General features: G+C 29.1%; 30 protein-coding genes, 3 tRNA genes and 2 riboswitches. Of the genes, 9 read left to right on the top strand and 24 right to left on the bottom strand.

All coding sequences use genetic code 11. The features are described from left to right. On the top strand, window positions 1-525 hold a 525-nt coding region (locus ACRC8M_RS00545; RefSeq protein WP_438527336.1), incomplete at its 5' end, for a sensor histidine kinase. 41 nt (window positions 526-566) lie between these two features. Next, entirely contained in the window at window positions 567-2,126 is a 1,560-nt protein-coding gene (locus ACRC8M_RS00540; RefSeq protein WP_438527335.1) for an ArnT family glycosyltransferase, read from the top strand. A 44-nt stretch (window positions 2,127-2,170) separates the two neighbouring features. Here ACRC8M_RS00540 and ACRC8M_RS00535 read toward each other — a convergent pair whose 3' ends face one another. Further along, window positions 2,171-2,767: a class I SAM-dependent methyltransferase gene (locus ACRC8M_RS00535; RefSeq protein WP_438527334.1), complete on the bottom strand. Its 597-nt coding sequence runs from the start codon at window positions 2,765-2,767 to the stop codon at window positions 2,171-2,173. Window positions 2,768-2,855: 88 nt separating this feature from the next. Here ACRC8M_RS00535 and ACRC8M_RS00530 point away from each other — a divergent pair, with 88 nt between their 5' ends. Then, on the top strand, window positions 2,856-3,785 hold the full coding sequence (locus ACRC8M_RS00530; RefSeq protein ID WP_438527333.1) for a DUF523 domain-containing protein: 930 nt from the start codon (window positions 2,856-2,858) through the stop codon (window positions 3,783-3,785). A 100-nt stretch (window positions 3,786-3,885) separates the two neighbouring features. Here the strand turns inward: ACRC8M_RS00530 and ACRC8M_RS00525 are convergent, their stop codons facing one another. From ACRC8M_RS00525 to ACRC8M_RS00440, 18 genes are all read right to left on the bottom strand, one after another. After that, window positions 3,886-4,128 (bottom strand): hypothetical protein, encoded by a 243-nt coding sequence (locus tag ACRC8M_RS00525; RefSeq protein WP_438527332.1) that lies wholly within the window; start codon window positions 4,126-4,128, stop codon window positions 3,886-3,888. A gap of 158 nt (window positions 4,129-4,286) precedes the next feature. Further along, window positions 4,287-4,568, bottom strand: a complete 282-nt coding sequence (locus ACRC8M_RS00520; protein WP_438527331.1) for a zinc-ribbon domain-containing protein — start codon at window positions 4,566-4,568, stop codon at window positions 4,287-4,289. 20 nt (window positions 4,569-4,588) lie between these two features. Then, window positions 4,589-5,329: a cobalt-precorrin-6A reductase gene (locus tag ACRC8M_RS00515; RefSeq protein WP_438527330.1), complete on the bottom strand. Its 741-nt coding sequence runs from the start codon at window positions 5,327-5,329 to the stop codon at window positions 4,589-4,591. Further along, entirely contained in the window at window positions 5,326-6,057 is a 732-nt protein-coding gene (cobJ, locus tag ACRC8M_RS00510; RefSeq protein WP_438527329.1) for a precorrin-3B C(17)-methyltransferase, read from the bottom strand. Before cobJ ends, ACRC8M_RS00515 begins: the two co-directional genes overlap by 4 nt. Beyond that, on the bottom strand, window positions 6,044-7,030 hold the full coding sequence (gene cbiG, locus ACRC8M_RS00505) for a cobalt-precorrin 5A hydrolase (RefSeq protein ID WP_438527328.1): 987 nt from the start codon (window positions 7,028-7,030) through the stop codon (window positions 6,044-6,046). The genes cobJ and cbiG overlap by 14 nt, the downstream gene beginning before the upstream one ends. Beyond that, window positions 7,030-7,791, bottom strand: a complete 762-nt coding sequence (gene cobM / locus ACRC8M_RS00500; protein ID WP_438527327.1) for a precorrin-4 C(11)-methyltransferase — start codon at window positions 7,789-7,791, stop codon at window positions 7,030-7,032. Before cobM ends, cbiG begins: the two co-directional genes overlap by 1 nt. Continuing rightward, entirely contained in the window at window positions 7,770-8,495 is a 726-nt protein-coding gene (gene cobI / locus ACRC8M_RS00495) for a precorrin-2 C(20)-methyltransferase (protein ID WP_438527326.1), read from the bottom strand. Before cobI ends, cobM begins: the two co-directional genes overlap by 22 nt. Beyond that, window positions 8,495-9,070 carry a precorrin-6Y C5,15-methyltransferase (decarboxylating) subunit CbiT gene (gene cbiT, locus ACRC8M_RS00490; protein WP_438527325.1) on the bottom strand — a complete coding sequence of 192 codons (576 nt, stop codon included), beginning with the start codon at window positions 9,068-9,070 and terminating at the stop codon, window positions 8,495-8,497. Before cbiT ends, cobI begins: the two co-directional genes overlap by 1 nt. Before the next feature lie 6 nt (window positions 9,071-9,076). Beyond that, window positions 9,077-9,706: a precorrin-6y C5,15-methyltransferase (decarboxylating) subunit CbiE gene (cbiE, locus tag ACRC8M_RS00485; protein WP_438527324.1), complete on the bottom strand. Its 630-nt coding sequence runs from the start codon at window positions 9,704-9,706 to the stop codon at window positions 9,077-9,079. Further along, a complete protein-coding gene (cbiD, locus tag ACRC8M_RS00480; protein ID WP_438527323.1) occupies window positions 9,699-10,823 on the bottom strand; it encodes a cobalt-precorrin-5B (C(1))-methyltransferase CbiD in 1,125 nt (374 codons plus the stop codon). Before cbiD ends, cbiE begins: the two co-directional genes overlap by 8 nt. After that, window positions 10,823-11,467 carry a precorrin-8X methylmutase gene (locus ACRC8M_RS00475; protein WP_438527322.1) on the bottom strand — a complete coding sequence of 215 codons (645 nt, stop codon included), beginning with the start codon at window positions 11,465-11,467 and terminating at the stop codon, window positions 10,823-10,825. Before ACRC8M_RS00475 ends, cbiD begins: the two co-directional genes overlap by 1 nt. After that, window positions 11,455-12,783, bottom strand: a complete 1,329-nt coding sequence (locus ACRC8M_RS00470) for a cobyrinate a,c-diamide synthase (protein ID WP_438527321.1) — start codon at window positions 12,781-12,783, stop codon at window positions 11,455-11,457. Before ACRC8M_RS00470 ends, ACRC8M_RS00475 begins: the two co-directional genes overlap by 13 nt. Then, window positions 12,783-13,835, bottom strand: a complete 1,053-nt coding sequence (locus tag ACRC8M_RS00465) for a pyridoxal phosphate-dependent aminotransferase (protein WP_438527320.1) — start codon at window positions 13,833-13,835, stop codon at window positions 12,783-12,785. Before ACRC8M_RS00465 ends, ACRC8M_RS00470 begins: the two co-directional genes overlap by 1 nt. A 21-nt stretch (window positions 13,836-13,856) precedes the next feature. Beyond that, window positions 13,857-14,804 carry an adenosylcobinamide-phosphate synthase CbiB gene (gene cbiB, locus ACRC8M_RS00460; protein ID WP_438527319.1) on the bottom strand — a complete coding sequence of 316 codons (948 nt, stop codon included), beginning with the start codon at window positions 14,802-14,804 and terminating at the stop codon, window positions 13,857-13,859. Then, complete coding sequence (locus ACRC8M_RS00455; RefSeq protein WP_438527318.1) at window positions 14,801-16,288, bottom strand: cobyric acid synthase; 1,488 nt, start codon at window positions 16,286-16,288, stop codon at window positions 14,801-14,803. Before ACRC8M_RS00455 ends, cbiB begins: the two co-directional genes overlap by 4 nt. A 126-nt stretch (window positions 16,289-16,414) precedes the next feature. Further along, a riboswitch (cobalamin riboswitch) is annotated at window positions 16,415-16,592 on the bottom strand. Between the two features lie 191 nt (window positions 16,593-16,783). Then, window positions 16,784-17,134, bottom strand: coding sequence for a diol dehydratase small subunit (locus ACRC8M_RS00450; RefSeq protein ID WP_438527317.1), 351 nt, complete (start codon window positions 17,132-17,134; stop codon window positions 16,784-16,786). 213 nt (window positions 17,135-17,347) lie between these two features. Then, window positions 17,348-17,704, bottom strand: coding sequence for a YMGG-like glycine zipper-containing protein (locus ACRC8M_RS00445; protein ID WP_438527316.1), 357 nt, complete (start codon window positions 17,702-17,704; stop codon window positions 17,348-17,350). 326 nt (window positions 17,705-18,030) lie between these two features. Continuing rightward, a complete protein-coding gene (locus ACRC8M_RS00440; RefSeq protein WP_438527315.1) occupies window positions 18,031-18,192 on the bottom strand; it encodes a DUF6693 family protein in 162 nt (53 codons plus the stop codon). A gap of 160 nt (window positions 18,193-18,352) precedes the next feature. On the opposite strand from ACRC8M_RS00440, the gene ACRC8M_RS00435 reads away from it, so the two are divergent. The 4 genes from ACRC8M_RS00435 to ACRC8M_RS00420 all read left to right on the top strand — a co-directional run bounded on the left by ACRC8M_RS00435 (window position 18,353) and on the right by ACRC8M_RS00420 (window position 22,286). Then, window positions 18,353-19,030 (top strand): flavin reductase family protein, encoded by a 678-nt coding sequence (locus tag ACRC8M_RS00435; protein WP_438527314.1) that lies wholly within the window; start codon window positions 18,353-18,355, stop codon window positions 19,028-19,030. Window positions 19,031-19,100: 70 nt separating this feature from the next. Then, window positions 19,101-20,456, top strand: coding sequence for an MATE family efflux transporter (locus ACRC8M_RS00430; protein WP_438527313.1), 1,356 nt, complete (start codon window positions 19,101-19,103; stop codon window positions 20,454-20,456). 13 nt (window positions 20,457-20,469) lie between these two features. Further along, the gene (locus tag ACRC8M_RS00425) at window positions 20,470-21,390 is read left to right on the top strand and encodes a calcium/sodium antiporter (protein ID WP_438527312.1); all 921 of its coding nucleotides are present in this window, start codon (window positions 20,470-20,472) and stop codon (window positions 21,388-21,390) included. Next, window positions 21,387-22,286, top strand: coding sequence for an alpha/beta fold hydrolase (locus ACRC8M_RS00420; RefSeq protein WP_438527337.1), 900 nt, complete (start codon window positions 21,387-21,389; stop codon window positions 22,284-22,286). Before ACRC8M_RS00425 ends, ACRC8M_RS00420 begins: the two co-directional genes overlap by 4 nt. A 15-nt stretch (window positions 22,287-22,301) precedes the next feature. Here ACRC8M_RS00420 and ACRC8M_RS00415 read toward each other — a convergent pair whose 3' ends face one another. Further along, window positions 22,302-22,955, bottom strand: coding sequence for a YczE/YyaS/YitT family protein (locus tag ACRC8M_RS00415; protein WP_438527311.1), 654 nt, complete (start codon window positions 22,953-22,955; stop codon window positions 22,302-22,304). A 92-nt stretch (window positions 22,956-23,047) separates the two neighbouring features. Further along, window positions 23,048-23,152: riboswitch (TPP riboswitch) on the top strand. 90 nt (window positions 23,153-23,242) lie between these two features. Between ACRC8M_RS00415 and ACRC8M_RS00410 the strand changes: the two genes are divergently transcribed. Both ACRC8M_RS00410 and thiE read left to right on the top strand, forming a co-directional pair. Further along, the gene (locus ACRC8M_RS00410) at window positions 23,243-23,659 is read left to right on the top strand and encodes a hypothetical protein (protein WP_438527310.1); all 417 of its coding nucleotides are present in this window, start codon (window positions 23,243-23,245) and stop codon (window positions 23,657-23,659) included. Then, window positions 23,646-24,290: a thiamine phosphate synthase gene (gene thiE, locus ACRC8M_RS00405; RefSeq protein ID WP_438527309.1), complete on the top strand. Its 645-nt coding sequence runs from the start codon at window positions 23,646-23,648 to the stop codon at window positions 24,288-24,290. The genes ACRC8M_RS00410 and thiE overlap by 14 nt, the downstream gene beginning before the upstream one ends. 191 nt (window positions 24,291-24,481) lie before the next feature. Here thiE and ACRC8M_RS00400 read toward each other — a convergent pair whose 3' ends face one another. The 4 genes from ACRC8M_RS00400 to ACRC8M_RS00385 form a co-directional block, all read right to left on the bottom strand. Beyond that, window positions 24,482-24,667 (bottom strand): hypothetical protein, encoded by a 186-nt coding sequence (locus ACRC8M_RS00400; RefSeq protein WP_438527308.1) that lies wholly within the window; start codon window positions 24,665-24,667, stop codon window positions 24,482-24,484. A gap of 121 nt (window positions 24,668-24,788) precedes the next feature. Then, window positions 24,789-24,865, bottom strand: a tRNA-Met gene (locus ACRC8M_RS00395). 3 nt (window positions 24,866-24,868) lie between these two features. Continuing rightward, window positions 24,869-24,943 (bottom strand) — tRNA-Gln (locus ACRC8M_RS00390). 3 nt (window positions 24,944-24,946) lie between these two features. Next, window positions 24,947-25,022 (bottom strand) — tRNA-Lys (locus ACRC8M_RS00385). Between the last annotated feature and the right edge of the window lie 63 nt (window positions 25,023-25,085).

Genomic DNA, 25,085 nt, shown 5'->3' with positions numbered 1-25,085 from the left:
GAAGATGAAACTAAAAGTATGAATTTGCTTATTGAAAAATTATTATTTATTGCAAAAGAATCTGAAATAAAAAGTGAACGAAATGAAGTTGAACTATCTGAAATTATTTTAGGGTGTATTTCTAGCTTAAAACATCAGTATCCTAAATCTAATATTAATTTTACTCCTGAGTACACAATTGTCAAATCTGATGAGGGGTTAATGAAACTATTAATAAAAAATATATTGGAAAACTCTATTAAATATGGTAAAAATAATCCAATTGATATAACAATTATAAATAATGATGAACAAAATCAAGCTATTTTAACTATTGAAGACCACGGCATAGGAATGTCTCCTGATGAATTACATCACATTTACGATAGATTTTTTAGAGCTAATAAATCTCGTAGTAAAGAGATACAGGGACATGGTCTTGGAATGTCTATTGTTAAAAGAATTGTAAATCTTTTAAATCTAGATATAAATATTTCCAGCACTTCCAATATAGGAACAACTGTTAAAATATTTTTTAGTCTATAAAATTTATACTATACTTTTTTTAACTCAAGGAGGACTTACTCATGTTTAAAGATAAAAAACTTTTATCTATTTTGGGATTAAGCTTTATCTCTTTTTTTAGCACAATTTGGATACGAAAAGCAGATTTAATGGAATCTCGAAATTTTATTACCGCTAGAGAAATCATTTTTAATAATGAGTGGCTTGTTACCACTTTAAACGGACAATATAGATTTGAAAAACCACCATTACCAACTTGGTTTACAGCAATTGTTATGAAACTTTCTAATAATTTTTCTGATGAATGGGTACTTCGGTTACCTGTAGCCTTAGTTTCTGTTCTATTAATATTTTTTATATACCGATTCGTTCAAGAGATATCTGAAAATAAAAATCTTCCGTTTTTAATTTCTTTTGTTGCTGCAACTACTTTTATGCTAACAAAAGTCGGAGCTGAAAATGCTTGGGATGCGTACCCATATATTTTTATGTTTGGATCAATAACTTATCTTTTAAAAAGCATAAATTCTAAAAGTAATTTTAGTCTTTCATTAGCTTCTATACTTTTAGCTGCTTCTTTATTAAGTAAGGGCCCTGTTGCTATTTATGGGATGTTACTACCTTTTACTATATCTTATATTTGGGTTTATAAATTTAAAAAAATCAAAGAAAATAAAAAAAGAATTCTTTTTTATATCTTAATTGGTTTAATTTTAGCATCTATTTGGCCTATTGCTATGATGATAGAGAATAAAGAACTTTTTTTGTCCGTCATGAATAAAGAAAAGAATACTTGGACAAGTAAGCATGTTAAAAGTTTCTTCTTTTACCTTAATTATTTTTACTTCATGGGTGTTTGGATGTTTTTTACTATCGTTACTTTCTTCAAAAAATGGAATTTAAAAAACGACGATGAAAATAGACTTTTTAAATTTGGAATACTTTGGTCTATTTTAACTTTTCTACTTTTATCACTTATAAAAATGAAAAAAGAGAGATATGGTTTCCCTATGTATGTAGTTTCTTCTATACCTGTTGGAATTATCTTAAATTACTATCTAAATAGTGATTGGAATATCTTAAAGAAATCCGATAAAATTTTACTTTATATACAGACTATTTTTATAACAGTTTTATCTATTGGAAGTATTGGTCTTATAATTTGGAAAAAACCGAATCTTTATTATTTAACTATTCCATTTTTTATTTTATTAATCTACCTTTTTAAAGATGGATTAGCAAATAAAGAACTTTTAAAAAAGAGGGTTATTTATTTAAGTGGATTTCTCTTATTAATAGTCAACTGCAATTTAACATGGATTATCGAGAACGAAATTCGTAATAAAAATAAAGACAACTTAATTCCATTAGAAACTTTACAAAAAAATAAAAAGGTATTTCACATTTACTCAAATGATTTTACAATCCAAGATGTTTGGAGTGTTGGACAAGATATACATTTTTTAGACGACACTGCTAATCTTCCTGAAAAATTTTATATTTTATCTAAAAACTCAAATTTAAATTCAGATGGAAAATACAACGTTGTATATAAAGAAACTTATAGTCGATTCAAAGATGATGATAGCTTAATATATATCTATAAAATACTAAACAAATAACTAAACCTTAATTCAAAGAGATAGTAAAACTATCTCTTTAAATTTTATTTTTCAGCTATAATTAATCTAACCACATCACCTAACATAACATTCTTACTTATAACTTTTGAAAATCCAGCTTCTCTAATAGTTTTTTCTGTTTCCCTTAAAAGTGATGTTCCTAAAACTAATTTTGTAAAAATATTCAAAACTCTTAAACCCATATTAATTATAAAGTTCTCACTTTTCATATGTTCTATAAATACGACTTTCCCTCCTTTTTTTAAAACTCTATACACTTCACTTATTCCCTTTTCAGGATTAGGAATAGTACAAAACACACATGATGAAAATACTGAATCAAATGTTTCATCTGCAAAACTCATATTTTCAATATCCATTTCTAACAGTTTTACATTATCTAAACCCAATAATTCAGCTTTTTTCTTTGCTATATTTAACATCCCAACAGAAAAATCTATACCTGTTACATCTGATTTTTTCTCATAATACTTTAAACATGCTCCACTTCCTACTCCAATTTCAAGGATTTTACCTTTTAACATTTGAACAGCCTCTCTTTTTAGACTATTCATAGGCATTCTTTCTTCTAATTTATCAAAAATATTTGCAATTCTGCTGTACTTATCTTTAGTTTCCATTTTAATTCTCCTCTTTTTTATTTTTTATTAAAGGAACTATATTTCTTAATAGTATATATTATCTAAACCCTATATACAAGGAGGCAACATGGAAAATCTTTTAAATAGAAAATTAAGATTGGGAATTGCAGCATGCCAATTTGGTTCTAAAGTTAGATATAATGGAAAAGGAATAGATTTAACTCAATCTTTAGGAAGAGATCGTGGACAATTCATTTGGACTCCTGTTTGTCCTGAAATTATGAGTGGAATGGGAGTTCCTAGACCAAGTATTAAACTTTCAGGAGGAAATGGATTTGATTTTTGGAATGGAAAAGCAAATATAAAAAATAAAGAGGGGGAAAATCGAAATGAAATGGTTCGAAAAGGTGCCATCGCTTGTCTTGAAACTTTAGAAAGAGCAGATATTGATGCTTATATATTTATGGAGGGAAGCCCTTCTTGTGGAGTTTATAGAACAAGCTTAAAAAATCAGCGTCTTGGAAACCCGCCAGGAGTCTTTGGTGCATTACTTTTAGAAAGAAATATTTTTTTAATTAGTTCAATTGATCTACAAAGTCCTATCAGATGGTGGGATTGGAAAAGAAGACTGGTTGCTTTTGTTTGGATTAAAGAGCAAAATATTAACTCAATTGATATTTTAAAAGAAGTTTGGGACAAAGTTAAATACGTTTTGTATGAGTTGCATGATGAAGAAGCAACTAAAATAAGAGATCAAATAAGAGTAATTATAAATTCAAATGAAAATATATCTGATGAAACTTTTACTTTTCTTAAAAACTCTATTCTAGACCTTTTAAGAAAGCCAGCGGAATTAGAAAATATAAAAAAATGCTTATGGGCCAACTATGTTAACTTAAAAGAAAAAGAAAATATTGAAGTTGAAGAGATTTTTGAACCTCATATTTTAAGAAATATGACACATATAGCTCAAGAACTCCTTGGAGTTGAAATTGAAGCTAGGAAAAGAAATATTTTATTTAGAAGCTCTCCAATCAATTATAAGCCTGACAGATAGTTTATTTCTATAGATAAATTAAACAAAAAAAGAGAAAAGACTGCGTCTACTCAGTCTTTTCTCTTTTTCACTTTATTATCCACACTTTATCTAAAATAGTTTATCTCATTTTATTTATAACAAAATTAACATTTTTTCCACTTATCTCTGCAAGTTCTTCTTCATCAATAGGCATAACTTTTGATATATTATTCTCATAATTAAATATCTCTTGTGTCTTAGTGATTACAGAATTTTTTAAAGAAGATTGGTTATTCTCAGTTTCCTTGCTTTTTAAACCTCTTGCATATATATTCATTGCTAATAACAATCCTACTATAATATATACAATTTTCTTACTCATTTTAATCTGCCTCCATATATTTCATATAATGTAAATATACAGCTTTTCATATAAAATGTCAATGTCATTATATAAATAATGAATGATACAACTATTTACAAAATAAATAGTTTACATATTTTTTATTTATGTTTAGTTAAATCACATTTAATTTATTTTTAGTACTCTTTAATTATTTTTTCTACATCTTCGTAACGAACTTTTCCCTTTAATAAAACCTCTTCCATTTTCTCATCTTTTAGCTTATATGTACTGTTACAAGAGTTACAAGCTATTATATATTTCTTTTTTAAAGTAATTATCGGTATAAAAAAAATTTCAAAAACTCTTCTCAATGCGAATAATTGAACCTTTTCTGATAAACATCCTGTACACTCAAAATCAACTTCTCTTAATTTTTCTTCTGAATCTTTTAAACCAAATATCCCAACAAATATCATTTTATTTCCCCCTTCAGCATTTAAATAATATATTTTATAAGTTTTTCTATATGAGAAAATACAACTGGATATTCCACATTAGGTCTAGATAACATTATAGATGTAGCTCCAATCTCTTTTGCACTCTCTATTTTTTCTCTTTCTCCACCAGTATTCCCACCTTTTTTACTTACAATATATTTTATATTAAGTTGCCTCATCATTGCAACATTTAATTCTTTAGAAAATGGTCCCTGCATAGCTATAATATTTTTAGGTAAAACCCCTAAATCTTCAGCTTTTTTTATCATCTCCCATTTAGGAAGTATTCTAAAATATATATTTAATTTATTTTTTATATTTTGAAATTTATGAAGATTATTGCTTCCTAAGGTTACTAAAATATTTCCTTCTAAATTTTCTAAATATTTTATCATAAACTCAAGCTCAGAAAATTCTATAACTCCATCTTCAGAAAGTAAATTCTCTCTTTCGAACCTTATGTAATCAATCTCTTTTATTCTTGAACATTCAATGGCATTTCTAGAAACTTCCTCTGCATATGGATGAGACAAATCAACAATTTTTTCAATATTATTTTCTTCTATAAATTTATTCATTCCTTCTAAATCTAATCTTTTACAAAACACCTTTATATCTTCTATATTTTCAAGCAATTTTCCACCATACTCTGTTGCTGTTGTTACAACTAGCTTTTCTTTAAAAGGAAAGGACTCTATAAAATCTCTAGAGTCCTTTGTTCCACCTATAACCCAAATCATATATGATATCCTCTTGGAGTTATCATTCTATCATTAGAAACATACGTCTTTGAGTTTCCTATTATAACAACTGTAAACATATCTATTTCATGATTTAAGAAATCTTGTAAGTTTGTTAAAGTATAATTTTCATCTTCTCTTCCAACATGTCTTAATAGTGCAACTGGAGTATCTGGTGCTTTATGCTTTAACATTAACTCTCTTGCTTCAACTATTTGAGTTGTTCTTCCTTTACTTTTTGGATTATAAAGAGATATAATAAAATCTCCCTCTGCAGCTTTATCAATTCTTTTTGTTATTACATCCCAATCAGTTAATAAATCACTTAAGCTTATTGTAGCATGGTCATGCATTAATGGTGCTCCTACAACTGCTGCTCCAGCTACTGATGATGTTACTCCTGGAACAACCTCAACTTCGTATCCCTCTTTTTGAGCTATTTCTATCATGATTCCAGCCATTCCATAAATCCCTGCATCTCCACTACTGATTAGTGCTACATCTTTTCCAGACTTAGCAATCTCCAATACTTGCTCGCATCTAGCAACCTCTTTTTTCATTCCTGATACATAGAACTCTTTTTCAGCGAACTCATCTTTCACTAAATCTGTATAAGTTATATATCCTGCAATTACGTCTACATTTTTTAAAACTCTATACGCTCTTACTGTTATATCATCCATATTTCCAGGACCAATTCCTACAACATATATTTTACCTTTTTTCATAAATAAATCTCTCCTCATAAATGGAAATTGTCATTCCATCTTTTTTTGCTTTTATCTCTATAAATTTTCCATCTTTACTTGATGTTAAATATGCACATGGCTCTGAAACAGCTTTTACACCTATCTCTTTTTTTACAAACTCAGACCCGTGAAACATATCTTCTACTGCTAATATCTCTTCTCTAGTAACAATTTTCAACTCTTTTCCAAGCTCTCTAGCAGTTTCAACAATTCCTTTTTCATCTGCTTTTAAATCTACTGTTGCAAAATGCTTTATGCTTTTAAGTGAAAGATTATGTTTTTTTAATGTTTCTACTAAAAACTCATAGACTTTTTCTTTTTCAATTCCTCTTCTTGAACCTATTCCTATAACTAAATTTTCAGGGTATAAATGTACAATTTCTAAATTTTCTTTATTAGAAATAACTATAACACCTTCTGGATTTTCATTGCATATATTTTTAGGAAGACTTAATTCAACGTTTTTTCCATCTACTATTAATGACGTAACTTTTTTAGCAGCTTCTAATGATTCTAGATTACACTTTAATTTCTGAGACAAAGTATCCACTGCAATTTTTCCTGTTACATCTGAACTAGTTGTTATGATTGGAACTAATCCAAATATTTCATGAAGGTTTTGAGTTAAATTATTTGCCCCTCCTAGATGCCCAGAGAGAAGAGATATCGCAAAATTCATTCCTTCATCTATTACAACTACTGCTGGATCAACATCTTTAGATTTTATTAAAGATGCAATTTTACGAATAACAATTCCTGTTGCCATTATAAAAATATGACCATCATATCTATTGAAAGCTCCATTTAACTCTTCAGTAAAGTTTTCTATCTGAATACTATTATCTATTTTAAATTTTGAAAGAGTAAATAGATCAACTCCTTCAATTTTATTTTTAATCTCCACTCCATTTAGCCCTGCTCCTCTTGTTACAGTCCAAATTGCTAACTTCATTACTTCTCAATTCCTTTTCTAAATTCATGTGTAAAATGCTTATCGTATAGTAAAGATTTTTCATATTTATCTCCTAAAAAATCTCCAACTAAAATTTGAGCTGTTTTAGTTATATTTGCTTCTTTTACTTTTTCTTCAATTGTTTCTAATGTTCCTAAAACAATTTTTTGATCCTCCCAACTAGCTCTTTGAACAATTGCGATTGGAGTTGTCATTGGATAATGTGTAGCTAATCTTTTTACAACATCACCAATCATATGTACCGATAAGAAAATTGCCATTGAAGCTCTATGAGAAGCTAATGATTCTAAATTTTCCTTTTCTGGCACAGGAGTTCTTCCTTCTAATCTTGTACAAATTACAGTTTGAGAAATACTTGGTAATGTGAACTCTTTTTTTACCGCTGCTGCAGATGCTAAAAACGAACTTACTCCTGGAATTACCTCATACTCTATTCCGTGCTCATCTAACATATCCATCTGTTCTCTATGTGCTCCAAATATTGCTGGATCTCCTGTATGAACTCTGGCAACTTTTTTTCCTGCTTTTATCGCTTTAACAGTTACATCTATAACTTCCTCTAAAGTCATTGAAGCTGAATTATGAATCTCTGCTCCCTCTTTATGACACTCTATAACTTGTCTTGGAACTAAAGATCCTGCATAAATTATTACATCTGCTTCTTTTACTAATCTTTGCCCTTTTACTGTAATTAACTCTGGATCCCCTGGTCCTGCCCCTATGAAATAAACTTTTTCCATTGATTGATACCACCTTTTTTTAGTATTAATGTTGTAAAGTAAGGAATATTTTCCTCTTCCATTTTTGTTAAATCAAAATTTATCTCCTGTGTTTCCTTTCCACAGTTTGAAACCATTATTATATTTTCCAGATTTCCTGTAGCTTCTAATCCAGCTCTAAGTTTATCAAAATTTCTAGATACTTTCATAAATACAATGTTATCTGCTGAATTAATTTCAGCAACAATATCAGTTTCTCCATTTAATGATACAACTTTTAGAGATTCTTCTCCCATAACTAAAGGTAGGTTAAATCTCGAAGACATATCTGAAAATGATGATATTCCAGGAATTGTTTCTACAGGTATCATACCATCTAAGTACTCAAGAATATAAACATATGTACTATATGTCATTGGATCTCCAATTGTTAAGAACCCAACTTTTTTTCCTACTTTTAAATGCTCAACTATCATATCTGCATTTCTTTTTCTAAACTCTTTTCTAGCTTCTACACTTTTTAACATTGGAAACTCAACAAACAAAGTTTCTGCACCCTCTTTTAAATACTCTCTAGCTATTTCATATGCTGTACTACCCTCAGTTTTTTTAGCCTCTGGTAAAACCACTACATCTAGCTCTTTAAAAGCTTTTATAGCCTTTAGCGTTAACATCTCAGGATCTCCAACTCCAACTCCTATTCCATAAAACTTTGCTGTTGACATTACTTTGTTTCCTCCTTATCTGCTGTTATTATATATATTGGATTTTCCCCATACATCATTGTGTATGGTCCTATACTCTTTCCTCTAGATACAACAACATTTACAACTTCTATATTTTTAAAATTTAACTCTTTTAAAAGCTTTGTAGCATCTGCTAAAGTTTCTAAAGTTATTGCATTTATGACTACTCTAGAATCAGCTTTTGAATATTTAATAAAATGTTCAAGTATATTTCTCATTGAACCTGTTGATCCACCTATAAACATTCTATCGTATTGAATAGTTGGTATTGCTTCAGGAGCTCTTCCTACAACCACTTCGATATTATCTAATTTAAATCTATTTATATTTTCTCTCAAGGTTTCTATACCTTTTTCTTCCTTTTCAATAGCAAAAACATTTCCATTTCTTAAATATGTTGCAGCTTCTATTCCAATGCTCCCAGTTCCAGCACCTACATCTACTAAAATAGAATCATCTTGCAATTGTAATTTCGCTATAGAAATTGCTCTAATCTCTTGTTTTGTCATAGGTAGCTCTTTTTGAACGAACTCTTTATCATAAATATGTCCCATTATTTTTCAAACCTTTCTTATAATTGTTACATTCATTTCATATTTTTTATTATACTTTTTATAATCACATACTAAAAATCTTGTAATAACTTCATCTTTATACGAAAGTCTTTCTCCAATAATTATTTCAGCATTTAAAATATTGTTTTCAACAAGTGTTTTACTTATTTCAATTGGATTATTTTTTTCATCAGTTAGAAGTACTACTCCGCTTTTACTATTTTTAAATATTTCTACATAATCATTTTCTCTTCCATGAACACTACAAAGTTGATAATGTTCCCAAGTCATCTCTATCCTAGAAAATAGATACTGAAAAGAGGATATTCCTGGAATAACATTAAACTTTTGTTCAGGAAAACTCTTTTTTAAATATGTAAGTAAACTATAATAACCTGTATCTCCTGAAACAATAAATACTATATTTTTATCTAGATTTCTTAAAACAAACTCCTTCATTTCATCTAGTTTTTTCATAGTATAGATATATTGATTATTTAAAAGAGAGTCAATCTCTTCTAGCTGTCTCTCTCCTCCTATAACAATTTCAGAATTTTTTATTCTATCTATTCCTGCTTTTGTCATATAATCTATATTTCCTGGTCCAAGTCCCACCACTGATATCTCTTTACTCACTTTTTAACTCCTCTACCATTTCATAAAATCCATCACTATATCCCAATATATCTCCACTATAATTAAAAAGAATTGATTGAAACTCTATGCTATCTCTTGAAAATTCAGCTGCTCTTTTAGCTACTTTGTTAGCAATTAAATTAAATAAGCTTTCTTTTTTTAATATATATTCTGTAGCCTCTTCAGCTGTATTTGCTTCTAAAACCTTTAAAATATTCTCTCTAGGTTCATCTATTAAAATAGCATTTGCTGCAATTATTTCTAAACGAGCATCAGCAACTCTGCTATGAGTATTAAAAATTCCACCTGCTACTTTAATAGCTTTTCCTATATGTCCAATTAATACTATTTTTTTAAATCCTAATTTCACTGCACTATCAATCATAAATCCAATATAATTACTTGTTACAACCATCTGTTCAATGTCTATATTATTATCTATACAAAATTGTTTCCCATGATTTCCAAAAGCAAATACTACCCATTCTCTAGGACTATTCTCTTTTAAAACTTTTAATTCAGCAAACATGGATTTAGTAAGTGCATCCTCACTCATGGGTTTAACTATTCCAGTAGACCCCAAAATAGATATTCCTCCTAGTATTCCCAACTTCCCATTAAAAGTTTTTAAAGCTTTCTCTCTTCCCTTTGGAACATATATAGTTACTATCACTTTTAATCCATACTCTTCAAGGAGTGGATTTAAAGTTTTTACTATCATCTCTTGTGGCCCTGGGTTTATAGCTGATTTTCCAGGTGTAACTTTAAGTCCTTTTTTTGTTACTAATCCTACACCTCTTCCACCTACTATTAGCATATTATCAAAATTATGAGCTCTTTCTATCTTGGGTAATTTTTTTACAATTTTTACTTTAGCACAAATTTCTATTCCATTTGTAACATCTGGGTCATCTCCTGCATCTTTTAAAACAACACTTCTAGCCCAATTATTTCCTCTTTTTTTTGAATATATTGGTATATCTAAAGTTACTCCATTTAATGTCGTTATCTCAACTCTTTCTCCTAAATCTTTTTCTATCAAAAGATTTAATGCAACAAATGCCGCTACACACGCACACGTTCCAGTTGTATATCCCGATCTTAATTCTTTATCCATTAAAATCCTTCTCTCTTATGTAACTGATATAAAATTCCATGAAGTATTGAAACAGCTACAGGACTTCCTCCTTTTCTACCTTTTACAATAATATATGGTATTCCACTTCCAGGTAGAATCTCTTTTGATTCAGCTGCTCCCACAAATCCTACAGGAACTCCAACTATTAAAGCGGGCTTTTGAACCTCACCAGAATCAATAAGCTCTTTTAATCTAAATAGTGCTGTTGGTGCGTTTCCTATTAAATATATATCTGTATTAGGATCTTTTGCTGCATGTTCTATTCCTACTATCGATCTAGTCACTCCTCTTTCTTTAGCTTCAGCTGCTACATCTTTATCTGAAACTAAAGAGTAAGCTGAATATCCATATTTATCTAAAGTAATTTTACTTAAACCATTTGCTATCATATTAGTATCACAATATATTTTCCCACCCTTTTTTAAGGCATCTAAACACGATTCAACTGCTCCTTCTGAAATTTCTAACAAATCTGCGTATTCAAAATCAGCTGTTGTATGTATAACTCTTTTTACTATTGGTAAATGAGTTGAAGAGAACTCTTTTGCCTTTTCTCCCATCTCCTCCTCTATTATTTCAAAACTTCTTATTTCAATATCTTGTGGTCTTTTTATATATGACATCTCTTTGCTCCTTCTAACATCTGCTTTAATATATCTAAGTTTTTAAAAAAATGTAAATGTGGATACCCTGCTATAAGATTTTTATTTTTATAACCACACAACCACTCTCTACCATCACTTTTTCTAAGTTTAAATACTCTTTCATCAATGCCTATTTCATCTATAGTCGAATAATGAAATTCATGAGCTTTTCCATTTAACTCACCAAAAGATACATCTACGTATCCAAATCTGCTGATAAAAAGTCTTCCAGTCATCCTTACACTACAGTCAATTAATTGTGCCATAGAATAACTTTTTTCCTCCAAGGTTTTTATTCCTTGGCTAAGGTACATAAATCCTCCACATTCTCCATAGATATATCCACCAGACTCATGAAATTCTTTTAAAGAGTTTAAAAACTCCTTATTATTTGATAAATCTTCTAAATAATTTTCTGGATATCCTCCACCAAAATACAGTAAATCAACCTCAGGTATTTTTTTATCTTTTATAGGTGAAAACTCTATAAGCTCTATTCCCATTCTTTGTAAAAGCTCTAAATTATCCTCATAGTAAAATGAAAATGCTTTATCTTTAGCTACTCCTACTTTTAATCCTGCATATAGATTTTCTATATTTTTAAAAATATCTATAGTTTTTTCTGATTTTTGTAAACTAGCTATCTCTTCTATCTTTTTTAAATCAATAGTTTTTTTTATCTCTTCTTTTAAAATCTCTTTTTTTTCTTTTAAATCCTCAACTTCGTCTGCTTGAAGTAATCCTAAGTGTCTGCTACTAATTCCTAAATTTTCATCTTTTTTTAAATATCCTAAACATGGTATTCCTGCATAATTTTCTATAGCATCTTTTAACATTTCATAAAGTTTTTCACTATTTACTTTATTTATTATAACTCCAGCTATATTAACTCTTGGATCTAAATTTTTATATCCTAAAACTTCTGCTGCAATACTTGTACTTTTTCCTGCTGCATCTACTACTAATATAACTGGTAAATTTAAAACTCTAGACAAATGAGCTGTACTATAATTATCTAAAGAATTTCCTAAACCATCATAAAGCCCCATAACACCTTCAACAATAGATATTTCTTTACCATGCTTTTCAAAACTATACTTTACTCCATCTTCTCCCATTAAAAATAAATCTAAATTATAACTTTTATTTCCTGTTATAAATTTATGAAAACTAGGATCTATATAATCAGGTCCTACTTTAAATGGAGCCACATCTTCAAAAGTAGCCATTAGTCCCATAGATACTGTAGTTTTTCCTATTCCACTTCTTGTTCCTGCTAAAACAAATCCTTTCATTATCTCAGCACTCTCCTTAAAGCCTCTAAAACTTGCTCATTTTTTTTTCTATCTTTTATTGCTAATCTTATATAACTTTCATCTAAAAACATAAAGTTTGAAGCATCTCTCACTAAAACACCATTCTCTATCATTTTTTTTCTGAAACTTTTAGCATTATCGTTTAGTAACTTTACTAATATAAAGTTCGTTTCTGTTGGAGTTACTTCTATATTATCTATTTTACATAACTCTTCATAAAACCATAACTTTTCTTTTTTTATCCAATTTTCTGTTTTGTGTATATACAAAGTATCTAAAAGCATAGTTTTTCCTGCTATTTCAGCTACTCCATTCACACTCCAAGGTTCTCTAATATTTTTTATCTCATTTAATATTGCTTCATCATAAGTTAATCCATATCCTAACCTAACTCCTGGAAGTGCAAAAAACTTAGTTAGAGCTCTTAAAATAAATATATTTTTATGTTTTAACAAAAATGCAGTTTTATCTTTCCAATCATCAACAAACTCTATAAAGGCTTCATCTATAAATAATTTTTTATTTTTTCTTTCTAAAAAATCAGCTATTTTTTTTATTTTTTCAAGATTTTGAAACTTTCCTGTTGGATTATTTGGATTACACATAACAACAACATCTTCATCAGTTATAAATTCTAATAACATATTTTCATTTAAAGAAAAATCTTTGCTCAATGGAAAAAATTTAACATCTCTTCCTCCTGCCTTAGCAGCTCTTTCATACTCTGCGAAGGTTGGTGCAATTATTAAGACCTTTTTAGCTTTTACTGCCTTCATATATAAAAACAGAACCTCTGTAGCACCATTTCCTACAACTACATTATCTATAGGACAACTATTGTAATCTCCAATAGCTGTTCTTAACTCTACATAGTCTATGTCTGGATATTTTTCTAAAGTTTCAAAATTTTCTATAACTGCTTTTTTAAAGCTACTTGGAACTCCTAAGGGATTTATATTAGAACTATAATCTAAAACTTCTATCCCATTATCTCTTTTTAGTTTATATATATTTCCACCATGTAAATCCATATTACTTCACTTCCTATTGTCTTATACTAGTTTAATAAATGCTGTAAACAAAACTATTCCTATAAAAGATGTCATAAACATTATCTTATAACATTTTTTTATATCTTCACATTGAAACTCTTTTAATTTATCTCCTATTGTAGGTTTTTCAAAATATTTTCCAAAATATTTTGTTTTACCACCAAATTGAACACCTATAGCTCCTGCAAAAGCTGCCTCTGGATGACCTGAATTTGGACTTGAATGATTCTTTCTATCTCTAAAAAATATTTTTAATGGTTTTTTTATTCCCATTCCTAATAAAAATGTTGCAATTGGAATTACTATTAGACCAGATAATCTCGCTGGAATAAAATTAAAGAAATCATCTACTTTTGCTGAAACCATACCAAAATCTATATATTTATCATTTTTATATCCAACCATTGAATCAAGAGTATTTACTGCTTTATATCCCATTGCTAAAGGCAATGCCAGCGAAATTCCATCAACTACTATAAAGCTTCCTAAAAATGCATAAAACATAGGTGCTATAATTCCATCAACACTATTTTCAGCTATAGTTTCCATTGTACTTCTTACAACTTGTATCTCGTCCATCTCACATGTATCTCTACTAACTAAATAAGAAAGCTCTTTTTGTGCCTTTTCTAAATCTCCACTTTTTAAAATTTTATAAACTTTAATCCCTTCAGCACCTAAGCTTTTTGTTGCTAAAGTTGTATATAGAAAGAAAATTTCCAAAAATTCAGATATTTTAGCTATTTGGTATGACAATATTGCTGTTGAAAGTATCACTGTAAAAGCTAATACTCCTCCCCATACTTTTTTATTTCTCAATGAATAGATCTTACTTTCAATAAAAGTTATATATTTTCCTATAAACCTGACTGGATGTGGAAACCAATATGGATCCCCTAAAATTAAATCTAACAAATAAACTATCCATATTTTTAAAATGAAGCTCATTGCTTATTCTCCAAAATCTTATAAATAGCTTTCATATCTACATTTTCTCTGAATATTTTTTCTAACTTATCTAACTCTTGAAGTCTATACTCATCAAATGTCATTGTGCTATTTTTCTTTTCCAGTCCTTTTTTCTCTCTTATATTATTTAAAATAAAATCAGTAAACTCCCTATTATCAAAAATTCCATGTAAATATGTTCCAAAAATATTATCTTTTACTGTAGCTACTAACCTATTATCTAAAGTTATAGATTTTTCTTTTCCCTCTGTTACCCCTTGATGAATCTCATAACCTTTAACCTGGATATCTCCTAATCCCTTTAGTAGTCCACTTTCTCCTTTTAATACTCCTGTGTACTGTGTTGTTACTTTCTCTTTTTCCATTGTAGTTTCTATATCTAAAAGACCTAGTCCTGGAAGTTCTTTTATATCTCCCTCTATTCCATAGGGATCCAATACTTTTTCTCCTAAAATTTGAAATCCTCCACATATCCCAATAATAGGAGTTCCTTTTCTAGAAATTTTTATAATCTCTTGTGCGATTCCCTTTTCCTTTATATCTTTTAAATCATCTATTGTATTTTTAGATCCAGGTATAACTATTAAATCCTCATCTCCTAACTCATGAAATGATGTCACATAATTAACATTTACATCCTTATTTGCTAGTAAAGCATCAATATCTGTAAAATTAGATATATGTTTTAATTTTATAACCGAAACTGTTATATCTGCAGTTTTTGATTTAATCTTGTTAAATTTTTCTGTTACTCCATCCTCATCCTCTATGTCTAGTTCAAAGTATGGCATAACTCCTAAAATTGGAACTCCTGTCAGTTCCTCTATTTTTTCTAATCCTGGCTTTAATATATCGACATTTCCTCTAAACTTATTTATAATTACACCTTTTACTCTAGCTCTCTCTTCTGGTTCCATAAGAGATATCGTTCCATAAATTGATGCAAAAACTCCACCTCTATCAATGTCCGCAACTAAAATAACAGGAGCATCAACCATTTCAGCTAATCCCATGTTTACTATGTCGTCTTGTTTTATATTTAGCTCTACAGGACTTCCCGCTCCCTCTATAACACATATCTGATTCTTATCTTTAATTGTATTATAAGCTTGAATTATATCTTTTTTTAACTTTGATTTGTAATTTCCGTACTCAAGTCCTCCCATATTACCAATAGACTTACCATTGACAATTACTTGAATCCTTCTATCCCCCGTGGGTTTTAGTAAAATCGGATTCATTGTATAGTGAGCATCTATCTCACATGCCATTGCTTGAAGAGCTTGTGCTCGCCCCATCTCATGTCCATCTTTTGTTATATAAGAGTTCAGTGCCATATTTTGAGATTTAAAAGGTGAGATAGTGTATCCATCTTTAAAAAATGCTCTACATAAGCCTGTAACTGTTATACTCTTCCCTGCTCCTGAAGACGTCCCAACAACCATTATGTTCTTATGTTTCATAATATCATTTCTCCTAAATTGTGAAGTTTAGCGGAAATATAAAAATGCAAAAATGAATAGAATATTGCTAATTAGAATTGAATTTGACAGTTCTAAATACAAATCTGTTCACCGCAGATTTTATATTTCTCTATTATATTCATGGCAGATATCCTGACTCAGATTCATCCTACTCTTAGGCCTTCCCATAAAAACTACAGTGGCTTAGTCTAATTTCGTCCTCCTTACAGTGGCGGGACCGTGTGAGATTTTCACTCAACTTTCCTTTTAATCAAATTATTGAACCATAAACAATATACATATTTATCATAATTATACATAATGATTATGCACAAGTCAACCTCTTTTAAAAGTTTGTGTTTAAAAACAAAACTACAATAATAAATAAAATAAAAAAAATGTAGCTTCAAAGCTACATTTTTATTTCTGAAGAAAACTATATATTCTTTAAACATTTATCTAATTTTTTCTTTTAAAAACTCCATTAAATTGCTGCTAATCTTTTCTTAACTTTCCTCTTTTTTCATAAATCTCTGCAACTTCTCTAACAAAATTTGCATTTACAACTGCACCATACTTATTTTCAAGTTCATCCGCTATAGCCAAAAGTTCCTCTTTAGATGATTTATTCGGTCTTAAAGAGTTATAAATTTCTAATATTCTTTCATCTGAGATTTTTACTAATTCACTAGCTCTTTGAAAATTTCTTTTTATAGTCGGTTGATCTGCTGTTTCATCTGCTTCTTCCTGAAGGTTAAATATTTCTGAAGAGATTTTAATATCATGTAACGTTTTTCTATTCTCTCCTAAAGGATAATCTAATTCAATATTAATTTTTTTGTTCATTTTTCATCTCCTCATTCAAAAGTGTATTACTTCATCATTTGAAATGAAGCAGACATCTAATGTTATTCTTACACGTACTACTCTAGTTATAAAACCTTCCTCTTCCATTCTATCACTTTTTTTCTCAATTCCAACCTCTTTTATTTTTATTTTCATACAAATATTTTTTAAAGTCCTATGTAATGAATAAAAGACCTCCAATTGGAGGTCTTTTTAATATGATGAGCTATAAGGTTGACTATAATAAGGTTTGTTATATTGTTGATTCGTATTATATTGTGGCTGATTGTATTGTGGTTGGTTATATTGTGGCTGATTATTATAATACGGTTGCTGATTTGTATCTTTTATAGCCTGAGTTTGATCTTGAACTGAACCAACTAATGCACCTGCTGCAGCTCCTATCCCCGCTCCCAAAAGTGTAGCTCCTGTATCTCCACCTATTGCTTGTCCTAAAAGAGCTCCTGCTCCTGCTCCAACTGTTGTTGACCCAATTGTATTTGATCCAACATTGGAACATCCTGATAAGAGTATTACAGATAAAACTGATAATATTAGATATTTTTTCATATAAACTCCTTTCTTATGTCACTTTTAATAATTTCAAACCCCTTCTACATCTATTATCATTGGAAAAAAAGGTATTTTTAACACTTTAAAAATTTTATAATTTTTATTTTGAGGAACACTTTTGTCTATATAAATACTAATTCCACTAAAAATTATTTTTTCACCAAAATTTTTATTTTGTATCTCTGTTAAAAGTTCAACCTGAACATTAAAAATAACAGGACATCACTTACTGCCCTTTGTACTCTCTAAATACATTCTTACATCTTTGATATTTTTCTTCTCTAAATAGTTTAAAACTTCTTTAGTAATTTCTATCTTCATTCTTATTCCTCTACAATAATAGTTCTATTTATCATGAACTTTATAAGAGAAAATAAAAAGAATGGAGAGGCTAATCCAAAAGTTATTACAACTAAAACTGTCCATCCTAATAAAAATAGTAAACTATCTCCAAATCCAACATCACATCTTAATTTTCTTGCCATTTTTTCTTCACCTCTTTTATTTACTTTATTCTATAATAATATATTTTTTCTTTTAATTTTACAAGATTTTTTCTAAACATCTTTTTGATTTTATAGACATTAAATAATTAATATTGTATAATAGAAAGATAAAACAAAAGAAAAGTAAGGAGCTATAATAATGACAAAAGAACTATTTAAAGGAAGTGTAGTTTTAAATCCTGTTCCTGCTGTAGTTATAACATCTAGAAATAAAGATGGAATAAATAACGCATTTACCGTTGCATGGACGGGTACTATCTGTACTAATCCTCCAATGCTTTCTATCTCTATTAGACCTGAAAGATTATCATATGAATATATTAAAGAAACAATGGAGTTTACAGTTAACTTACCAAATACTTTCCAAGTAAGAGAAACTGATTATTGTGGTGTTATTTCTGGAAGAGATGTTGATAAAATTAAACATCTAGGGCTTACAGCTAAACCTGGCGAGCACGTTAGCTCTCCATATTTAGAAGAATTTCCTATAAATATCGAATGTAAAGTTAAACAAATTATCCCATTAGGAACACATGATCTATTTTTAGCCGAGGTTGTTGGTTCACACATCAATAAAAATATTATTGATGAAAAAGGCAAAATTCATTTTGAATGGGCAAATTTAATTAACTATTGTCATGGTGAATATTTTCCAATGTCTAAAAAACCTATTGGTCAATTCGGATTTTCTGTTGCTAAAAATCCTCTACTAGTAGAGAAATATAAACATATAAAATCTTATACAGAATACAATGATGAAAAAAATAATAAAAAACCTAGAAAAAAGGTTAAAGGTAAAGTTAAAAAGAAAAAATAAAATACAATATAAAAGAGCAGATGGGCAGCTTATAACCCATCTGCTCTTTAATTTACAAAAGGAGTGTCGTATGTTTCAAAAATTTAAATTCGAAAAAAGTTTTATTAAAATGTTAATGGCTTTAGCCATTCCTATTATTTTGCAAAGTTTAATTACTGCATCATTGAATCTTCTTGATAATATTATGGTTGGAAAACTTGGAGAAAGTGAAATTGCTGCAGTTGGTTTATCAAATCAATTTTATATGATTTTCTTCTATTCAGTAGCTGGTGTAGGCATGGGAGCCTCTATTTTTATGTCTCAGCTTTGGGGTAAAAAAGATGTCAAAAAAATTCATGAATTTTTAGATTTATCTCTTTTAATCTCACTTGGGGTTTCAATCTTCTTCGCTGCAATTGCTTTAATTTTTCCAGCAAATATAATTCATATTTTTTTAAACGATCCAACTGTTACATCTTTAGGAGTTAGTTATTTAAGAATAGTTGCTGTAAGTTATATTTTATCATCTATAACTCTAGCTTATTCAATGGCTTTAAGAAGTACTGCTCAAACAAAACTACCCATGTATGGAAGTTTTGTTGGAATTGCTTTCAATGGTCTTTTAAATTATTTATTTATATTTGGTAAATTCGGTGCTCCTAAGATGGGAGTTGCTGGTGCTGCTTTAGGAACAACTATTTCTAGAGCTATGGAACTTGGTTTCCTTTTATTTATGATCTACAATTATAATAATGTAATTGCAACAAAATTCCATGGTTTAAAAGAACTTTCTGTTAAAAAATTGAAAGAATTCTTTAAAATTGCTTCTCCAGTTATCTTTAACGATATTATGTGGATTTTAGGGATTTCAACTTATTCTATCGCCTACGCTAAACTTGGGGTTAACGCCACTGCAACTATGCAAATTGCAATTACTGTTAATAATATGTTTAATATATTTGGTATAGGTATCGGAGCTGCTTCTGCTATAATAATTGGTAATAAAATTGGAGCTGGTTTAAAAGATGAGGCGTACTCTCTTTCAATAAAGATATCTCAATTTGGAGTTTTATTAGGAGTAGTTATTGGAATTATTTTCTACTTTATCTCTCCTCTTTTTGTTGGAGTTTTTAAAATAACTCCTGAAACAGCTAAAAATGTAATCACTGTTTTAAAAATAATGGCATTCTTTATTCCTGCAAGATTTTATGCTATTATACAAGTAATAGGTACTTTAAGAGGTGGTGGAGATGTTGTCTATGCAATTGCAACTGAAATGATTGGAATTTGGATTATAGGAATTCCAATGGCCTTTGCTGCTATCCACTTTATCCCAGGATTATCTATAACAACACTATACTTTATAATCTGTTTAGAAGAACTTATTAAATGTGCTATAACATATCCACGTGTTATGTCATATAAATGGATTAGAAGTTTAGTTTAATTTAGGAGGCTTTATGATATCTTTAATTATTTTACTTGTTGGAGTTATTTTTCTGGTTTTAGGAGCAAATTCTCTTGTTGATGGAGCTTCTGTCATAGCTAAAAGATTTAATATTCCAAATATTGTTATTGGACTTACCATTGTAGCTTTTGGAACCTCTGCTCCTGAGCTTGTTGTAAATGTTATTTCTGCATTAAATGGTAAAACTGCTATCACATTAGGAAATGTTATAGGAAGTAATGTTATCAATATTCTTGTTATTTTAGGTATTACAGCTATTATCTATCCTTTGACAGTTGCAAGAAATACTGTTAAATTTGAAATACCTATAGCACTTTTTGCTTCAGTTCTAACATATGTTTTAGCTAAAAATGGAATCTTAAGTAAAATTGATGGATTTATACTATTAGGTTTTTTCATACTATTTCTTATGTATAATGCCTATTTAACAGTTATGAATAGAGAGGAAAGTGAATTAGAAGTAAAAAATTATACTCTACCTATCGCTATTGGTGTAACTACACTTGGTTTTATTCTTCTAGTTTTTGGAGGAAAATTTATTGTTGATTCTGCTGTTGATTTAGCTAGAAACTTTGGAATTTCTGAAAGAGTTATTTCCATAACAGTTGTTTCTTTAGGAACATCCTTACCAGAATTAGCAACTTCTGTAGTTGCTGCCTTTAAGAAAAATACTGATATTGCAATAGGAAATGTAGTGGGTTCTAATATCTTTAACACATTTCTTATTTTAGGAGTATCTTCTATTATTACTCCTATCGATGTTCCTAATAGTGCATTTATTGATTTAATTTTAAATATGGTTGCTTCAGTTCTTCTTTTAACATTTGTTTTAAGAAATTATAGATTAAATAGAGTTCATGGTCTTCTATTTTTAACAGTATACTCAACTTATTTATACTCTCTTTTTAAATAGGAGTTGAAAAGGAGGAGATTAAAATTAAAGTAATCTACAATAACGATGATCCAGCTATAGGAATTGTTCAAATTATACATGGAATGAGTGAGTACTCTAAAAGATATTTGAACTTTACAGATTTTTTAAATAAAAATAAATATATGGTTGTCTTATCTGATCATAGAGGACACGGAGAAGATGCTCTTAAAAATGGGACCTTAGGACTTTTTAGTAGTTCTTTTGATATTTTAGTTTTTGATCAAGTTAATATAAGTAAAAATTTAAAAGAGCAGTTCCCTAATATACCTTTCTATATTTTAGGGCATAGTATGGGATCCTTTATAGCTCAGAAACATATGAAAGTATACTCTAAAGAGAAATTTAACTATATTTTTATGGGCAGTTGTTATGAAAGAAAATTCATGACTTTTGTTGGTAAAGCTCTTTTTAAATCTATATCTCTTTTAACAGATAATCCTAAAAAAATTTTTAATAACATCATTTTTCTAGGAACTAATTCAAAAATTAAAGATAAAGATAAAAATAGCTCATCTTGGTTAAGCAGAGATTCAAAAGTTGTAAAAGAATTTTTAGATGATCCCCACTGTGGATTTAGCTATACTCCAAAGTTTTATTATAATTTTTTAGATTTTTTATCTAAACTTTATAATAAGGATAGCTTTAATTTTGTCAATAAAGAAACTCCTATTTTAATTATTTCTGGTGAAGATGATCCTATTGGACTTTATGGCTTAGGAGTTAAGGCTCTTTATAATTTCTATTTAAATTTAGGGTTTAACAAGCTCTCTTTGAAGTTATATAAAAATTGTAGACATGAAATTTTAAATGAACTTAATAAAACCCAAGTATATGAAGACATATTACTGTGGATGAAAAAAGAAGGAAAAGTTTAACTTTTCCTTCTTTCATTATTTTAATACTTTCCCTTTTAAAAATTTAAACTCTGATATTAAACTTCTATGTTCTAATTTTTTTATATCTTGACTATTAAGCTTAAAAAAATATTGAATCAAAGGCCCTACACACAATGAGGAAACTACTGTTCCTACACCTATTGTTCCTCCTAAAACATATCCAAGACCTAAAACAACAATTTCTATACACGTTTTTATTTTCCATAAGGGATGACTTGATTTTTTAGTTAGAATTACCATCAATCCATCTCTTGGACCACATCCAAGACCTGTAGATATATAAACATAACAACCATAACTAAATATAAGTATCCCTATTATTAAAATTAATATTTTTTTTAATAATATATCTCCTTTGGGTATTATATCTAAATAGATATACATATCTATAAATACTCCTACTGATAAAAAATTTATTATAGTTCCGCTTCCAATCGGTTGTTTTAAAAAAATACTAAATAAAACAACAAAAGCTCCTACTAAAAGATTTGCCTCTCCTAGTGATATTCCAATACTTCTATTCAATCCTTGATTTAAAACATCCCACGGTGATAATCCTAAATTTGAGTTTAAAATAGTTACAACTCCCAATGCACACAATAATAATCCCAACATTAACTTCAAATACTTTAATATCTCTTGCTTCATAGTCTTTCCTTTCGTAATTTCACTGCAAATATTATATCATTTTTAAGGAAAAAAGAAAATTTTATTTGATTTTTTTTTTATTTGATGTAAAATGTTCTTGCTAGGGGTGCCTTTGTGGCTGAGAGACTTTGAAAAAAAGTTAACCCTTCGAACCTGATTTGGTTAAAACCAACGTAGGGAAGCTATTTTATCAAGTTATTATATAACTGATTAAAAGGCTATACTCTAGTGGGTATAGCTTTTTTTATAAAATAGCCACCTTAAAAATAAAAAGGAGGTAATTTATTTTGAATTTTAAATTTAATGGCAAATCTATGTCTCTAGATTCTGCTCATACAATTAAAGAGTTTATTCACTCACTTAATTTAAACACTGATTTTTTTATAGAAAAAATTGACAAAAATAATATCTTAGATTTTTTTTCAGACTGTGATATTATTATTGAAGCTTTTGATAAAAAAGAGTTTAAAACTCTTTTAATTGAGAGTTACTCAACTAAATATATTATATCTGCAAATGGTATCGGTGGAAGAGATTTAAAAAATATAAAAAATTTAACATTTGATAAACTAACTGTGATTGGTGATTTTTATAGTGATATAAAAACTTACCAAACATATTCAACTAAAGTTATGTTTATCGCATGCCTCATGGCAAATAAAGTTTTAAATATAATAGGAGGATTTTTTGATGAAAAAATTTGATTTACCCATTGGAGTTTATGCAATAACAGATTCTAAATCTGGAAAAAATAAAAATTTTTTAGAATATTGTGAAGACCTTTTAAAAGGTGGAGCTAAAATTATACAATATAGAGAGAAAAAGAGAGATGTAAAACTTCTTTTGGAAGAAGCTAAAGCTTTAAGAGAATTGACATTAAAATATAATGCAATTTTTATAGTTAATGATTATCTTGATATCGCTCTTTTATCAGAAGCTGATGGAATTCATATTGGACAAGATGATCTTCCCATAAAAGAAGTTAGAAAAATTTTGGGGGATAATAAAATCATTGGAATCTCTACTCACAATCCCCAAGAAGCTCAACAAGCTATTGTTGATGGGGCCGATTATATTGGAGTAGGGCCAATTTTTTACACAGAAACTAAAGAGGACATAGGTGCTCTAGTTACATTAGAATACTTGGACTTTGTAAACAAAAATATTAAACTACCCTATGTTGCAATTGGAGGAATCAAAGAAAATAATATAGATAAAGTTCTCGCTATGGGAGCAAAATCTATTTGCCTTGTTTCAGAATTGATTGGTGCAGATAATACTCTCGAAACCACTAAAAGAATTAACAACATGATTAAACATTGGCATAAAAACTAGTCTAATATCTGTATTTTTTAGAGATAGCTTTTTAAAAAGCTATCTCTTTTTTAATATCTATAATGCGTGTCCACCTGATACTTTTATTACCTGTCCTGTTATCCATGAAGCTTTCTCTGAAGCAAAAAATAAAATCATATTTGCTATATTCTTCCAAGAGGAATCGAAGGAAGTACGCTTTTTCAACTGACTCAAAGATATCTATCAAATCCATTGCTACCAATTTTGTCTTTATCATAAGAATGATTAAGCTTTTTATAAACCATAGCAACCTTTGCTCCCTCCCTTGCGAAAGCTAATGCAGCAGTAGCACCAATACCCTCGGGGTTATTAGTTCCCGTTATAAGAACAACCTTATCTTTTAATCCTAAATTCATAGTTACACTCCTTTTTTCTTAGTTTTTATACAGATAGAATATTTTATCTTTACCTTCCAATATTTCTGGCATCTGGATAAATAAAAAAAGCACAGATTAATCTGTGCTTAAAATTTCTAAATGGTGCCTAGAAAAGGATTCGAACCTTCGACCGCCCGGGTATGAACCGGGTGCTCTAGCCAACTGAGCTATCTAGGCAAATGGCTGGGGTGGCTGGATTCGAACCAACGCATGACGGAGTCAAAGTCCGTTGCCTTACCGCTTGGCGACACCCCAAAGTGGTGCGTCATACTGGGCTCGAACCAGTGACAACACGATTAAAAGTCGTGTGCTCTACCATCTGAGCTAATGACGCATTTTTTATGGAGCGGGAGACGAGGGTCGAACTCGCGACATTCAGCTTGGAAGGCTGACGCTC

The organism is Cetobacterium sp., from assembly GCF_051653945.1.
Taxonomy (GTDB): Bacteria; Fusobacteriota; Fusobacteriia; order Fusobacteriales; family Fusobacteriaceae; genus Cetobacterium_A.
The sequence above is the reverse complement of the archived record's forward strand: the minus strand, read 5'-3'. Positions and strand labels throughout refer to the sequence as shown.

Bases quoted from the DNA above. Each gene is read 5' to 3' on its own strand.
- ACRC8M_RS00540 (WP_438527335.1), top strand. From the start codon at position 567: ATGTTTAAAGATAAAAAACTTTTATCTATTTTGGGATTAAGCTTTATC.
- ACRC8M_RS00535 (WP_438527334.1), bottom strand. From the start codon at position 2,767: ATGGAAACTAAAGATAAGTACAGCAGAATTGCAAATATTTTTGATAAA.
- ACRC8M_RS00530 (WP_438527333.1), top strand. From the start codon at position 2,856: ATGGAAAATCTTTTAAATAGAAAATTAAGATTGGGAATTGCAGCATGC.
- ACRC8M_RS00525 (WP_438527332.1), bottom strand. From the start codon at position 4,128: ATGAGTAAGAAAATTGTATATATTATAGTAGGATTGTTATTAGCAATG.
- ACRC8M_RS00520 (WP_438527331.1), bottom strand. From the start codon at position 4,568: ATGATATTTGTTGGGATATTTGGTTTAAAAGATTCAGAAGAAAAATTA.
- ACRC8M_RS00515 (WP_438527330.1), bottom strand. From the start codon at position 5,329: ATGATTTGGGTTATAGGTGGAACAAAGGACTCTAGAGATTTTATAGAG.
- cobJ (WP_438527329.1), bottom strand. From the start codon at position 6,057: ATGAAAAAAGGTAAAATATATGTTGTAGGAATTGGTCCTGGAAATATG.
- cbiG (WP_438527328.1), bottom strand. From the start codon at position 7,030: ATGAAGTTAGCAATTTGGACTGTAACAAGAGGAGCAGGGCTAAATGGA.
- cobM (WP_438527327.1), bottom strand. From the start codon at position 7,791: ATGGAAAAAGTTTATTTCATAGGGGCAGGACCAGGGGATCCAGAGTTA.
- cobI (WP_438527326.1), bottom strand. From the start codon at position 8,495: ATGTCAACAGCAAAGTTTTATGGAATAGGAGTTGGAGTTGGAGATCCT.
- cbiT (WP_438527325.1), bottom strand. From the start codon at position 9,070: ATGGGACATATTTATGATAAAGAGTTCGTTCAAAAAGAGCTACCTATG.
- cbiD (WP_438527323.1), bottom strand. From the start codon at position 10,823: ATGGATAAAGAATTAAGATCGGGATATACAACTGGAACGTGTGCGTGT.
- ACRC8M_RS00475 (WP_438527322.1), bottom strand. From the start codon at position 11,467: ATGTCATATATAAAAAGACCACAAGATATTGAAATAAGAAGTTTTGAA.
- ACRC8M_RS00470 (WP_438527321.1), bottom strand. From the start codon at position 12,783: ATGAAAGGATTTGTTTTAGCAGGAACAAGAAGTGGAATAGGAAAAACT.
- ACRC8M_RS00465 (WP_438527320.1), bottom strand. From the start codon at position 13,835: ATGGATTTACATGGTGGAAATATATATAAACTAAAAAGAGATAATGGG.
- cbiB (WP_438527319.1), bottom strand. From the start codon at position 14,804: ATGAGCTTCATTTTAAAAATATGGATAGTTTATTTGTTAGATTTAATT.
- ACRC8M_RS00455 (WP_438527318.1), bottom strand. From the start codon at position 16,288: ATGAAACATAAGAACATAATGGTTGTTGGGACGTCTTCAGGAGCAGGG.
- ACRC8M_RS00450 (WP_438527317.1), bottom strand. From the start codon at position 17,134: ATGAACAAAAAAATTAATATTGAATTAGATTATCCTTTAGGAGAGAAT.
- ACRC8M_RS00445 (WP_438527316.1), bottom strand. From the start codon at position 17,704: ATGAAAAAATATCTAATATTATCAGTTTTATCTGTAATACTCTTATCA.
- ACRC8M_RS00440 (WP_438527315.1), bottom strand. From the start codon at position 18,192: ATGGCAAGAAAATTAAGATGTGATGTTGGATTTGGAGATAGTTTACTA.
- ACRC8M_RS00435 (WP_438527314.1), top strand. From the start codon at position 18,353: ATGACAAAAGAACTATTTAAAGGAAGTGTAGTTTTAAATCCTGTTCCT.
- ACRC8M_RS00430 (WP_438527313.1), top strand. From the start codon at position 19,101: ATGTTTCAAAAATTTAAATTCGAAAAAAGTTTTATTAAAATGTTAATG.
- ACRC8M_RS00425 (WP_438527312.1), top strand. From the start codon at position 20,470: ATGATATCTTTAATTATTTTACTTGTTGGAGTTATTTTTCTGGTTTTA.
- ACRC8M_RS00415 (WP_438527311.1), bottom strand. From the start codon at position 22,955: ATGAAGCAAGAGATATTAAAGTATTTGAAGTTAATGTTGGGATTATTA.
- thiE (WP_438527309.1), top strand. From the start codon at position 23,646: ATGAAAAAATTTGATTTACCCATTGGAGTTTATGCAATAACAGATTCT.
- ACRC8M_RS00400 (WP_438527308.1), bottom strand. From the start codon at position 24,667: ATGAATTTAGGATTAAAAGATAAGGTTGTTCTTATAACGGGAACTAAT.